Source organism: Streptomyces sp. NBC_00239 (assembly GCF_036194065.1).
Taxonomy (GTDB): domain Bacteria; phylum Actinomycetota; class Actinomycetes; order Streptomycetales; family Streptomycetaceae; genus Streptomyces.
In genome coordinates this window covers 3,053,644-3,067,068 of the sequence record NZ_CP108095.1, presented here as the reverse complement: position 1 = coordinate 3,067,068, position 13,425 = coordinate 3,053,644, and the positions used below count along the sequence as shown (strand labels likewise).

General features: G+C 74.9%; 7 protein-coding genes. 6 read left to right on the top strand and 1 reads right to left on the bottom strand.

The window, feature by feature from the left end:
- Positions 1 to 102: 102 nt before the first annotated feature.
- The 4 genes from OG764_RS13270 (at position 103) to nudC (ending at position 10,093) form a co-directional block, all read left to right on the top strand.
- Positions 103 to 3,729 (top strand): ATP-dependent helicase, encoded by a 3,627-nt coding sequence (locus OG764_RS13270; protein WP_443056210.1) that lies wholly within the window; start codon positions 103 to 105, stop codon positions 3,727 to 3,729.
- 103 nt (positions 3,730 to 3,832) lie between these two features.
- A complete protein-coding gene (locus OG764_RS13265) occupies positions 3,833 to 7,633 on the top strand; it encodes a UvrD-helicase domain-containing protein (protein WP_328968627.1) in 3,801 nt (1,266 codons plus the stop codon).
- Between the two features lie 10 nt (positions 7,634 to 7,643).
- Positions 7,644 to 9,047, top strand: coding sequence for a dipeptidase (locus tag OG764_RS13260; protein WP_328968626.1), 1,404 nt, complete (start codon positions 7,644 to 7,646; stop codon positions 9,045 to 9,047).
- A gap of 77 nt (positions 9,048 to 9,124) precedes the next feature.
- A complete protein-coding gene (gene nudC / locus OG764_RS13255; RefSeq protein WP_328968625.1) occupies positions 9,125 to 10,093 on the top strand; it encodes an NAD(+) diphosphatase in 969 nt (322 codons plus the stop codon).
- Between the two features lie 61 nt (positions 10,094 to 10,154).
- Here the strand turns inward: nudC and OG764_RS13250 are convergent, their stop codons facing one another.
- The gene (locus OG764_RS13250) at positions 10,155 to 10,409 is read right to left on the bottom strand and encodes a mycoredoxin (protein WP_328968624.1); all 255 of its coding nucleotides are present in this window, start codon (positions 10,407 to 10,409) and stop codon (positions 10,155 to 10,157) included.
- 241 nt (positions 10,410 to 10,650) lie between these two features.
- On the opposite strand from OG764_RS13250, the gene OG764_RS13245 reads away from it, so the two are divergent.
- On the top strand, positions 10,651 to 12,831 hold the full coding sequence (locus OG764_RS13245; protein ID WP_328968623.1) for an ATP-dependent DNA helicase UvrD2: 2,181 nt from the start codon (positions 10,651 to 10,653) through the stop codon (positions 12,829 to 12,831).
- A gap of 166 nt (positions 12,832 to 12,997) precedes the next feature.
- Positions 12,998 to 13,336 carry a hypothetical protein gene (locus OG764_RS13240; protein WP_443055918.1) on the top strand — a complete coding sequence of 113 codons (339 nt, stop codon included), beginning with the start codon at positions 12,998 to 13,000 and terminating at the stop codon, positions 13,334 to 13,336.
- The last annotated feature ends 89 nt before the right edge of the window (positions 13,337 to 13,425 follow it).

Below are 13,425 nucleotides of genomic sequence, written 5' to 3'. Positions count from 1 at the left end.
CAGCCCGCGGCACCGTCAGCACACCCACCACCAGGACCGGCGATCCACGTGAGCTCCTCCCCTTCCGGCCGTCGTACGCGGACCCGTGACGCGTACCGACTGGTGCGTACCGGGCCGGGGCAGGTGGATCCTCCTGTACTGGACGCAGCGCAGCAGGCCGTGGTTGACCACGCCGGCGGGCCGATGCTCGTGCTCGCCGGACCCGGCACCGGCAAGACGACCACGCTGGTCGAAGCGGTCGCCGCCCGTGTCGAGGCGGGCGCCGATCCGGCCCGGATCCTCGTCCTCACCTTCAGCCGCAAGGCCGCCGTCGAACTCCGCGACCGCACCGCGCTGCGCCTCGGCGGCGCCCGCGCCCCGCAGGCCACCACCTTCCACTCCTTCTGCTACGCCCTGGTCCGCGCCCACCAGGACGCCGACCTGTTCGTGGAACCGCTGCGGCTGCTGTCCGGCCCCGAGCAGGACGTCATGGTCCGCGAGCTCCTCGACGGCCAGCGGCAGGTCGGCGCCATACGGTGGCCCGACGACCTGCGGGCCTGCCTGACCACCCGCGGCTTCGCCGACGAGGTGCGGGCCGTGCTCGCCCGCAGCCGCGAGCTGGGCCTGTCCCCGCAGGCCCTGGACGCCTTCGCGGCCCGCACCGGCCGCCCCGACTGGCGGGCCGCCGCCGCGTTCCTCGCCGAGTACCTCGACGTCCTCGACCTGTCCGGATCGCTGGACTACGCCGAGCTGGTGCACCGGGCCGTCCTGCTCGCCGAGCGGCCCGAGACCGAGCTGTGGACGCGCTACGACGCGGTGTTCGTCGACGAGTACCAGGACACCGACGCCGCACAGGTACGGCTGCTCAAGGCGCTCGGCTGCCGGGACACGGTGGCCTTCGGCGACCCCGACCAGTCGATCTACGCGTTCCGCGGCGCGGACATCGGCGGCATCCTCGGCTTCCCCGAGGCGTTCCCCGGCGCCGCCGTACGCGTCCTGAACACGGCCCGCCGATCCGGCGCCGCGCTGCTCGCCGCGACCCGCCTCCTCACCACCCGGATGCCGGTGCCGCGGCTGCCCGCGGCGGCCATCCGCGCCCACCGCGACCTGATCCCGACCCGCGACGGCGGCCGGGTCGAGGCGTACACCTACCCGACGGCCGGCGCCGAACTCGACAACATCGCGGACATCCTGCGCCGCGCCCACCTGGAGGACGGCGTCGCCTGGCAGGACATGGCGGTCCTGGTCCGAGCCGGCGGCCGCACCCTGCCGGCCTTCCGCCGCGCCCTGATCTCCGCGGGCGTCCCCGTCGCCACCGACGGCGCGGACATCCCCCTCCGCCACGAACCGGCCGTGGCCCCCCTCCTCGCCGCCCTCCGAGCCACCGCCACGGCCGCCGCCGGCCTCCCCCCGACCCCGGCCCGGCCCACCGCGCCGACCGCCGAGCCCGCCGGAGCGGCCGACCCGTCCGCGCCGGCCGCCGCCACCGACGCGTCCGCGCCGTCCGACGAGCCCGCCGACCCGGCCGACGTGAGCCCGCTCGCCGCCGTGCCCGCCGACTCGGCCGACGTGGGCCCGCTCGCCGCCGTGCCCGCCGACCCGGCCGACGTGAGGCCGTTCCCCGACGAGCCCGCCGACCCGGCCGACGTGAGCCCGCTCCCCGACGAGCCCGCCGACCCGGCCCCGGCCGCCGCGGTGCCGGTGCCGCTCGACGTGGCGGTGGACCCCGGCGACGGTGAGGCGGCGAGCCACGCCGCGGGCGGTTCCGCGGACGGCGCCGCCCCGGCCCCGGCGGGCGAACCCGTCGACGCCCCCGACGCCGGGCCGGTGGCGGACGCCGGCACCTCCGTCGACGCGGCCGAGGGGTGGGTCGGGGTCGAGACCGCCATCGGGTTGCTGACCTCGCCGCTCGGCGGGATGGACACCGCGGACCTGCGCCGCCTCGGGCGCGCGCTGCGGGACGAGGAGCGGGCCGCCGGCGTCAAGGTGCCCGCGCCCTCCGACGTCCTGCTCGCCCGCGCCCTCGCCGAGCCCGAACGCCTCGTCGCCCACGACCCCGGCTACGCCCGCGGCGCCCAGACCCTCGGCCTGCTCCTGCGCAAGGCCCGCGAGCTCCTCGAAGGCGGCGGCACCGCCGAAGAGGCCCTGTGGACCCTGTGGGACGGCACCAACTGGCCCACCCGACTCGAACGCTCCGCCCGCCGCGGCGGCCCCGCCGGCCGCAACGCCGACCGCGACCTCGACGCCGTCTGCGCGCTCTTCGAAACCGCCGCCCGCGCCGAGGAACGCACCGGCGGCCGCGGCGCCCTCAACTTCCTCGAACAGCTCGACGCCGAGGACATCGCCGCCGACACCCTCGGCAAGCGCGTCACCTCCCCCGACGCCGTCCGCCTCATGACCGCCCACCGCTCCAAGGGCCTGGAGTGGCGGCTCGTCGTCGTCGCCGGCGTCCAGGAAGGCCTCTGGCCCGACCTGCGCCGCCGCGGCTCCCTCCTCGAAGCCGACCGCATCGGCCACGACGGCCTCGCCGAACCCCTCACCCCCGGCGCCCTCCTCGCCGAGGAGCGCAGGCTCTTCTACGTGGCGGCCACCCGCGCCCGCGACCGGCTCGTCGTCACCGCCGTCAAGGCACCCGCCGAGGACGGCGACCAGCCCTCCCGCTTCCTCACCGAACTCGGCGTGCCGCCCAAGGACGTCACCGGCCGCCCCCGCCGCCCCCTCGCCGTGGCCGCGCTCGTCGCGGAACTCCGCGCCACCACCGTCGACCCCGACGCCTCGCCCGCCCTGCGCGACGCCGCCGCCCACCGCCTGGCCACCCTCGCCGCGCTCGCCGACGAGGACGGCCAGCCGCTGGTCCCCGCCGCCCACCCGCAGCGCTGGTGGGGCCTGTACGAGCCGACCCGCAGCGGCGTCCCGCTGCGCGACCGCGACCAGCCCCTCGCGCTGTCCGGCAGCGCCCTCGACCAGCTCGCCAACACCTGCTCCCTCCAGTGGTTCCTCAGCCGCGAGGTCAAGGCCGACGCCCCCGCCACCGCCGCCCAGGGCTTCGGCAACGTCGTCCACGTCCTCGCCGACGAGGTGGCCTCCGGCCGCACCCCCGCCGACCTCGCCGTCCTCATGGAGCGCCTCGACTCCGTCTGGGACGCCCTCGCCTTCGACGCGCCCTGGAAGTCCCGTCAGGAGAAGGAGAACGCCCGCGCCGCCCTCGAACGCTTCCTGCACTGGCACGTCTCCGACCGGGCCGGCCGCACCACCGTCGCCACCGAGCACGAATTCGACGTCACCCTCACCGCCGGCCCCGCCGACGACCCGTACGAGGTACGCATCCGCGGCTCCATGGACCGCGTCGAAGCCGACCCGCAGGGCCGCGCGTACGTCGTCGACTTCAAGACCGGCAAAGCCGCGCCGACCCGCGACGAGGTCGCCCGCCACCCGCAGCTCGCCGTCTACCAGCTCGCCGTCCGCGAAGGCGCCGTCGACGAGGCCTTCGCCGGCGTGCGCCCGGCCGCCGGCGGCGCCGAACTCGTCCAGCTCCGGCAGGCCGCCGCCAAGAAGGACGGCGGCGACACCCTCCCCAAGGTGCAGGCCCAGGAACCCCTCGCCGGCGAATGGGTCGGCGACCTCCTCGCCACCGCCGCCGGCCGGGTCCTCGACGAACGCTTCAGCCCGGCCACCGGCCGGCACTGCACGCACTGCTCCTTCCGCAGCTCGTGCAGCGCGCTCCCCGAGGGCCGCCAGGTGATCGAATGACCCGCACCGGCGATCGGGCGACCACCCCCGCCGGCGGTCGAGCGGACCGCACCGGCGGTCGGGCGGCCCGCGCTGTCGGCGCGGGCGGCTAGCCTTTTTCACCGTGCCCCCCCACATCACCGACCCCGAGCAGCTCAAAGAGCTCCTCGGCATCCCATTCACCCCGGAGCAGACGGCCTGCATCACCGCGCCGCCCGCCCCGCAGGTCATCGTGGCCGGAGCCGGATCCGGCAAGACCACCGTGATGGCCGCCCGCGTGGTGTGGCTGGTCGGCACCGGACAGGTCGCCCCCGAGCAGGTCCTCGGCCTCACCTTCACCAACAAGGCCGCCGCCGAACTCGCCGAACGCGTCCGCGGCGCCCTGGTCCGCGCCGGCGTCACCGACCCCGACCCGGCCCCCGCCACCAGCCCCGCCGGCACCGACGAGCCGGCCGGCGAACCCCGCATCGGCACCTACCACGCCTTCGCCGGGCAGCTCCTCGCCGACCACGGCCTGCGCATCGGCCTGGAGCCCAGCTCCCGGCTGCTCGCCGACGCCACCCGCTTCCAGCTCGCCGCCCGCGTCCTGCGCGAAGCCCCCGGCCCGTACCCGGCCCTCACCCGCTCCCTGGCCGACCTCGTGAGCGACGTCCTCGCGCTCGACGCGGAACTCTCCGAGCACCTCGTCGACCCCGACGCGCTCCGCGCCCACGACACCGCGCTCCTCGACTCCCTCGCCACCGCGAAACTGACCAACGACGAGCTCCGCAAGATCCCCGAGGCCGCCCGCGCCCGCCTCGAACTCCTCGACCTCACCACCCGCTACCGGGCCGCCAAACGCTCCCGCGACCTCCTCGACTTCAGCGACCAGATAGCCCTGTCCGCCCGGCTGGCCACCACCCGCCCCGAAGTCGGCACCCTGCTGCGCGACGAGTTCCGGATCGTCCTCCTCGACGAGTACCAGGACACCTCCGTCGCCCAGCGGCTCCTGCTGTCCGGGCTCTTCGGCGCCGGCACCGGCCACGCCGTCACCGCCGTCGGCGACCCCTGCCAGGCCATCTACGGCTGGCGCGGCGCGTCCGTCGCCAACCTCGACGACTTCCCCCGGCACTTCCCGTACGCCGACGGCCGCCCCGCCACCCGCCACTCCCTCAGCGAGAACCGCCGCAGCGGCGGCCGCCTCCTCGACCTCGCCAACGGCCTCGCCACCCCGCTGCGCGCCCTGCACGAAGGCGTCGAAGCGCTGCGCCCCGCGCCCGGTGCCGAACACGACGGCCGGACCCGTTGCGCCCTGCTGCCCACCCACGCCGACGAACTCGACTGGCTCGCCGACTCCCTCGCCCACCTCGTCCGCACCGGCACCGCGCCCGGCGAGATCGCCGTCCTGTGCCGTTCGGCCGTCGACTTCGCCGCCATCCAGGGCGCCCTCGTCGCCCGCGAGGTCCCCGTCGAGGTCGTCGGCCTGTCCGGGCTCCTCCACCTCCCCGAGGTCGCCGACCTCGTCTCGGTCTGCGAAGTCCTCCAGGACCCCGGCGCCAACGCCGCCCTGGTCCGGATCCTCATCGGTCCCCGCTGGCGGATCGGCGCCCGCGACCTCGCCCTCCTCGGCCGCCGCGCCCGCCTCCTCGTCGCCCGCGAGCGCGCCGACGACGGCGAGGACCCGCACGCCCGGCTCGCCGCCGCCGTCGAAGGCGTCGACCCCGCCGAGGTGATCTCGCTCGCCGACGCCCTCGACACCTTCCTCGACGACGGCGCCGCCGACGACCGGCTGCCCTTCTCCGCCGACGCCCGGGTCCGCTTCGCCCGCCTCGCCGCGGAACTGCGCGACCTGCGCCGCTCGCTCGCCGACCCGCTCATGGACGTCCTGCACCGGGTGCTGGCCGCCACCGGCCTCGACGTGGAACTCTCCGCCTCCCCGCACGCGCTGGCCGCCCGCCGCCGCGAGACCCTCTCCAACTTCCTCGACGTCGCCGCGGGCTTCGCCGCCGTCGACGGCGAGGCCTCGCTCCTCGCGTTCCTGTCCTTCCTGCGGACCGCGGACCGGTACGAGAAGGGCCTCGACAACTCCCTGCCCGGCGGCGAGAACACCGTCAAGGTCCTCACCGCCCACAAGTCCAAGGGCCTCGAATGGGACGTCGTCGCCGTCCCCGGCCTGGTCACCGGCGCCTTCCCCAGCGACCGGCCCCGCGAGTCCTGGACCGCCCAGCCGCAGGTCCTCCCGTACGCGCTGCGCGGCGACGCCGACACGCTGCCCGACCTGCGGGACTGGACCGCCGCCGCCCTCAAGGCCTTCAAGGCCGAGCAGAAGGACCACCAGGCCACCGAAGAACTCCGCCTCGGCTACGTCACCTTCACCCGGCCCCGCTCCCTGCTGCTGGCCTCCGGCCACTGGTGGGGCCCCAGCCAGAAGAGGCGCCGCGGCCCGTCCCCCTTCCTCCAGGCCCTGTACGAGCACTGCGCCGCCGGCCACGGCGAGATCGAGGCGTGGGCCGACGAGCCGGAACCGGACGCCGAGAACCCGGCCCTCGCCACCGCCGGCACCCCCGACCGCGCCTGGCCGCTCCCCCTGGACCCGGCCTCCTTCCGCCGCCGCCGCCAGGCTGCCGACACCGTCCTGAACCTCCTGGACGCCCTCCCCACGGGCCCCGGCCCCGGCACCCGCCCCGGCCCCGGCACCCTCCACGGCACGCCGCACGCGCCGGACCGGCAGCGCCCCGTCACCCCGCCCGCCCCCCGGGCCGCCGACGCGGCGCATCCCGGCCCCCCCGGCACCGAGCCGCCCCCGCCCGCCCCCGACGAGGCCTACCTCTGGCCCCCCGACTGCGAGGAACCGTCCCCGGCGGAAGACGGCTTCCCGTCCGAAGACCCGTTCACCGACCCCGCCGGCCACGACCACCCGGCCGGGGACGCGTACGACGACGTCCCCGCGGACGACCCGTGGGCCGACGACCCGTGGGCGGACGAGCCGGCCCCGGTCCGCCCGGCCGCGGGCCACCGCCCGGCGGGCGGTTCCGCCGCGCCGGAGGACGACCCGTGGGCGGACGACCCGGCCGCGCCCCGGCACCCCGAGGACGACCCGTACCCCCCGACGGGCGACCCGCACGGCCCCGCGGGCGACCCGGACCGCCACGAGCCCGCCGCGGGGCGGCCCGTACGACCCGCCCGCCCCGCAGGGCACCGCCTCACGCCGGAAGAGGCGCGGCTGGCCGCGTCCTGGGACCGGGACCTCGACGCGCTCGCCGGGGAACTGCGCCGCGCCCGGGCCGCCGTACGCGACGTACCGCTGCCCGCCTCGCTCTCCGCGAGCGCGCTGCTGCGCCTGGCCGCCGACGAACAGGCCTTCGTGCGCGAGCTCGCCCGCCCCATGCCCAAGCCCCCGCAGCCCGCGGCCCGCCGCGGCACCCGCTTCCACGCCTGGGTGGAAACCCGCTTCGACGAGCTGGAACTCCCCTTCACCGACCCCGACGACCTCCCCGGGGCCGACGCCGACGACCCCGCCGAGATCGCCGACGAACGCGACCTCGCCCTCCTCAAGGCCGCCTTCGAGCGCAGCCCGTACGCCGACCGCACCCCGTACCGGATGGAGGTCCCCGTCCAGCTCACCCTCGCCGGCCGGGTGATCCGCGGCCGCATCGACGCCGTCTACCGCGACCCGGCAGCCGACGGCGACCCCGCGGGCGACACGTACGAGATCGTCGACTGGAAGACCGGCCACGGCACCGAAGCCGACCCGCTCCAGCTCGCCGTCTACCGCCTCGCCTGGGCCGAAGCCCTCCACATCGACCCCGACCGGGTCACCACCGCCTTCCTGCACGTCCGCAGCGGCCGCGTGATCCGCCCCCGCAGGCTCCCCGACCGGGCCGCTCTTGAGCGGATCCTCCAAGGCAAAACGGACACGGATCGGCACCCTCGGGACGGCGGATAGGCTCACTGACATGAGCGACACCCCGGACAGCGCCGTCCGCACGTACATCGACACGCACCGCGCCGCCTTCCTCGCCGACCTCGCCGAGTGGCTGCGCATCCCGTCCGTCTCCGCGCAGCCCGCGCACGCCCCCGACGTGCGGCGCAGCGCCCAGTGGCTGGCGGCGAAGCTGACCGGGACGGGCTTCCCGGTCGTCGAGACGTGGGACACGCCCGGCGCTCCGGCCGTGTACGCCGAATGGCCCAGCGGCGACCCCGCCGCCCCCACCGTCCTCGTGTACGGACACCACGACGTGCAGCCCGCCGCCCGCGAGGACGGCTGGGACACCGAGCCCTTCGAGCCCTTCACGACGCCCGACGGCAGCCGCATGTACGCCCGCGGCGCCGCCGACGACAAGGGCCAGGTCTTCTTCCACACCCTCGGCGTCCGCGCCCACCTCGCCGCGACGGGCCGCACCGCCCCCGCCGTCAACCTCAAGCTGCTCGTCGAAGGCGAGGAGGAGTCCGGCTCCCCGCACTTCCGGGCACTCGTCGAGGCCCGCGCCGACCGCCTCGCCGCCGACGTCGTGATCGTCTCCGACACCGGCATGTGGTCCGAGACCACCCCCACCGTCTGCACCGGCATGCGCGGCGTCGCCGACTGCGAGATCGAGCTGCACGGCCCCGACCAGGACATCCACTCCGGATCCTTCGGCGGCGCCGTGCCCAACCCCGCCACCGTCGCCGCCCGCATCGTCGCCGCCCTCCACGACGCCGACGAACGCGTCACCATCCCCGGCTTCTACGACGGCATCACCGAGCTCTCCGACGCCGAACGGCAGCTCATCGCCGAGCTGCCCTTCGACGAGAGCGAGTGGCTGCGCACCGCCAAGTCGTACGGCACCCTCGGCGAAGCCGGCTACACCACCCTGGAACGCGTCTGGGCCCGTCCCACCGCCGAGCTCAACGGCATCGGCGGCGGCTACCAGGGCCCCGGCGGCAAGACGATCATCCCCAAGGGCGCCCAGCTGAAGCTGTCGTTCCGGCTGGTCTCCGGCCAGGACCCGTACGTCATCGAGGCCGCGGTCAAGGACTGGGTCGCCGCGCAGGTCCCCGCCGGCATCCGGCACGAGATCACCTTCGGCGCCCCCACCCGCCCCTGCCTGACCCCGCTGGACCACCCCGCCCTGCAGTCGGTCACCCGCGCCATGGCCCGCGCCTTCGGCGAGAAGGTCCGCTACACCCGCGAGGGCGGCTCCGGGCCCGCCGCCGACCTCCAGGACGTGCTCGGCGCGCCCGTGCTGTTCCTCGGCATCTCCGTACCGTCCGACGGCTGGCACGCCCCCAACGAGAAGGTCGAGATCGACCTGCTCCTCAAGGGCGTCGAAGCCACCGCCTACCTCTGGGGCGACCTGGCCGCCCACTGGACGGTCTGACGCCGCAACGGCGGACGACCGGCCTCCACCAAGGAAAGCGCACCCATTCACCACCACCGGGGGAGTTGGAAGCACCTGTGAGCACCTCGACCGAGCACCTCGGCCGTACCGGGAACCGCGGAGGTTCCACGGACCGCGCCCTCTCGCTCACCGCGCCGAGCGGGATCGACCGCGCCGCCCACCACCGCCTCGACGAGGCCTGGCTGGCGGCGGCCTGGAGCCACCCCACCACGCGGGTCTTCGTCGTCTCCGGCGGCCAGGTCCTCGTCGACGACATGCCCGGCGGCACCACGGAGATCGTGATGACGCCCGCCTTCGACGCGCCGCTCACCGAAACCCACCGCTACTTCCTCGGCACCGACGAGGACGGCGTCAGCTACTTCGCCCTGCAGAAGGACTCGCTGCCCGGCCGGATCGACCAGTCGGCCCGCCCGGCAGGCCTGCGCGAGGCCGGCCTGCTGCTGTCCCCGCGCGACGCCGGCCTCATGGTCCACGCCGTCGCCCTGGAGAACTGGCAGCGGCTGCACCGCTTCTGCTCCCGCTGCGGCGACCGCACCGTGGTCGCCGCGGCCGGCCACGTCCGGCGCTGCCCGGCCTGCGGGGCCGAGCACTACCCCCGCACCGACCCGGCCGTGATCATGCTGGTCACGGACGAGCAGGACCGCGCGCTCCTCGGCCGCCAGGTGCACTGGCCCGAAGGCCGCTTCTCGACCCTCGCCGGCTTCGTCGAGCCCGGCGAGTCCATCGAGCAGTCGGTGATCCGCGAGGTGTGGGAGGAAGCGGGCGTCACGGTCGGCGACGTCGAGTACGTCGCCAGCCAGCCCTGGCCCTTCCCGTCCAGCCTGATGCTCGGCTTCATGGCGCGCGCCACGTCCTCCGAGATCAACGTGGACGGCGAGGAGATCCAGGAGGCCCGCTGGTTCTCCCGCGCCGACCTCCGCGAGGCCATCGCCTCCGGCGAGGTCCTGCCGCCCGCGGGCATCTCCATCGCCGCCCGCCTGGTCGAGCTCTGGTACGGCAAGCCGCTCCCGGCCGCCGGCCCCTGAACACGCGAAAGGCCCCCGCCGTCCGGCGGGGGCCTTTCCCGTACGTCGCGCAGGGGCTGCGTCAGACGGCGAGGGCCTGCTTGACCTGGGCCAGGCTCGGGTTCGTCATGACGGCCTCGCTGCCCGACGGGGCGACGACGAGGACGGTCGGAACCGTCTGGTTGCCGCCGTTCGCCTTCTCCACGAACGCGGCCGACGCGGGGTCCTGCTCGATGTTGATCTCGGTGTACGCGATGCCTTCCCGGTCCAGCTGGGTCTTCAGCCGGCGGCAGTAGCCGCACCAGGTCGTGCTGTACATCGTCACGGAACCCTGCATGGCGGGTGCGCTCCTCTGGGGGACGGGGACATTCCAGGGACTCGAACGTACGCAGCGCCGCCACCATTCCCCAAGCCGCCCGGGACGTGATGCGTATGACTTCACGGCGCGGCAGGGGCGGTGCCGCAGAGGTGCCCGGGACGTGATTCGCGCGACACCGCCGACCCGATTCGTATGACGTACGGCCGTCGCCTGTGGACAACCTTCCCGCCCCGCCCGGCAGACCTGGCAGCATGGCGGAGTGACAGCAGCAACGCACTCCCCTTCCTTCCCGCCCGTCGCGGAGTCCGCCGACGAGGTGCTCCTGGGCCTGGACCCGGAACAGCGCCAGGTCGCCACGACCCTGCGCGGACCGGTGTGCGTACTGGCCGGCGCCGGCACCGGCAAGACCCGCGCGATCACCCACCGCATCGCGTACGGAGTCCGCGCCGGCATCCTCCAGCCCGCCAGCGTGCTCGCCGTCACCTTCACCAACCGCGCGGCCGGCGAGATGCGCGGCCGGCTCCGCGGCCTCGGCGCCGGCGGCGTACAGGCCCGCACCTTCCACTCCGCCGCCCTGCGCCAGCTCCAGTACTTCTGGCCGCGCGCCGTCGGCGGCGACATGCCCCGCCTCGTCGAGCGCAAGGTCCAGCTCGTCGCCGAAGCCGCCGCCCGCTGCCGCATCCGCCTCGACCGCAACGAGCTGCGCGACGTCACCGGCGAGATCGAATGGGCCAAGGTCACCCAGACCGTCCCCGGCGACTACGCGGGCGCCGCCGCCAAGGCCCACCGCGAGGTCCCCCGCGACGCCGCCGAGATCGCCCAGATCTACGGGCTGTACGAGCAGCTCAAGCGCGACCGCATGGTCATCGACTTCGAGGACGTCCTCCTCCTCACCGTCGGCATCCTCCAGGACCGCCACGACATCGCCGACCAGATCCGCAGCCAGTACCAGCACTTCGTCGTCGACGAGTACCAGGACGTCAGCCCGCTCCAGCAGCGCCTCCTCGACCTGTGGCTCGGCGACCGCGACAGCCTCTGCGTGGTCGGCGACGCCAGCCAGACCATCTACTCCTTCACCGGCGCCACCCCCGGCCACCTGCTGAACTTCCGCAACCGCTACCCGCAGGCCACCCTCGTCAAGCTGGTCCGCGACTACCGCTCCACCCCCCAGGTGGTGCACCTCGCCAACGGGCTGCTCGCCCAGGCCCGCGGCAAGGCCGCCGAACACCGCCTCGAACTGATCTCGCAGCGCGAGTCCGGCCCCGAGCCCGCCTACACCGAATACCCCGACGAGCCCGCCGAGGCCGAAGGCGTCGCCCGCCGCATCCGCGACCTGATCGCCGCCGGCGTCCCCGCCGGCGAGATCGCCGTCCTCTACCGCATCAACGCCCAGTCGGAGGTCTACGAACAGGCCCTCGCCGACGCCGGCGTGCCCTACCAGCTACGCGGCGCCGAGCGCTTCTTCGAACGCCAGGAAGTCCGCAGGGCCGTCGTGACCTTGCGCGGCGCCGCCCACTCCGGGGCCAACGACCCGCTGCTCGACGCGGTCGTCGACCTCGCCTCGCAGGTCCGCGCCGTCCTCTCCAGCCAGGGCTGGACCCCGGAGCCGCCCGCCGGCTCCGGCGCGGTCCGCGACCAGTGGGAATCCCTCGCCGCCCTGGTCCGGCTCGCCGAGGACTTCTCCCGCGCCAAACGCGACGCCACCCTCGCCGACCTCGTCGTGGAACTGGACGAGCGGGCCGCCGCCCAGCACGCCCCCACCGTCCAGGGCGTCACCCTCGCCTCCCTGCACGCGGCCAAGGGCCTCGAATGGGACGCCGTGTTCCTCGTCGGCCTCACCGACGGCATGCTCCCCATCACCTACGCCAAGACCGACGACCAGATCGAAGAGGAGCGCCGCCTCCTCTACGTCGGCGTCACCCGCGCCCGGCTGCACCTCACCCTGTCCTGGGCCCTGTCCCGGGCCCCCGGCGGCCGCGGCTCGCGCCGCCCCAGCCGCTTCCTGAACGGCCTGCGGCCCGGCTCGGCGGCCCTGCGCCGGTCCGCCGGGTCCGCGGACGGCCCGGCGGACGGCGAGCGCGGAGCCCGCAAGCGCGGCCGCCGCGGACCGGTCCAGTGCCGGGTCTGCCGCAAGACGCTCACCGACGCCGGCGAGATGAAACTCATGCGCTGCGAGGACTGCCCGTCCGACATGGACGAAGGGCTGTACGAGCGGCTGCGCGACTGGCGCGCCGGGCAGGCCAAGGAGCTGGGCCAGCCCGCGTTCTGCGTCTTCACGGACAAGACCCTGATGGCGATCGCCGAGGCCGCGCCCGCCGCCGAGGGCGAGCTCGCGATGATCTCGGGCGTCGGCGGCCGCAAGCTGGAGCGCTTCGGAGCCGATGTCCTGGCCATCTGCGCAGGTGAGGAGCCTGGAGGGGGCTCCGGGGAAGACGCGTAGAAACTCGTCGGAAAAATAGTTTGCACATGCCCCGCACGGCCCCATAGGTTCTTAACCAAGGAAACAGGAGCTTCTCTGAAGCCCTGTCTCCGTGCTGTACTTATCCGAATACATGGGACAGGCCCGCGGGCCACCGTCCCCGAGACGCCGAGAGGAGGCGAGACCAGTGACCAGCTTCATGACCACCACCAAAATGACCGATCGCTCGGTTGCCGCTTCCTGCCTGCTCGGCTCCACCTCTGTCGCCTCCCTGCTGCCTTCGGTCCTGGGCACCGGTGTGTCCGCCGGCTCCCTCGGCAGCATCGCCACCCTTGCCTCCCTGCCCATCCGGGAGCGCATCGAAGGCAATGAGCGACCGATCCAGGCACCGGCAGTAGCAGCAGCCCAGGCACACGCCTATGGCTTTGCGGCGACCGGTGCCGGATTCCCCAAGCAGACGACGCAGCACCAGCACCACACGATGTGGGCCTTCCGTGGGCTCGAACCCTGGAGTGATCCAGCCTGATCGCCTGATCAGGCCGGCGCCTTCAGGGCCGCGGAACCCCACCCGGGATCCGCGGCCCTTCTGTTTGTCCCCGAACGGGGACGGCGGAG

What these genes read in the sequence shown, in the direction of transcription:
- OG764_RS13260 (WP_328968626.1), top strand. Translation starts at nt 7,644, where the DNA reads ATGAGCGACACCCCGGACAGCGCCGTCCGCACGTACATCGACACGCAC.
- OG764_RS13250 (WP_328968624.1), bottom strand. Translation starts at nt 10,409, where the DNA reads ATGCAGGGTTCCGTGACGATGTACAGCACGACCTGGTGCGGCTACTGC.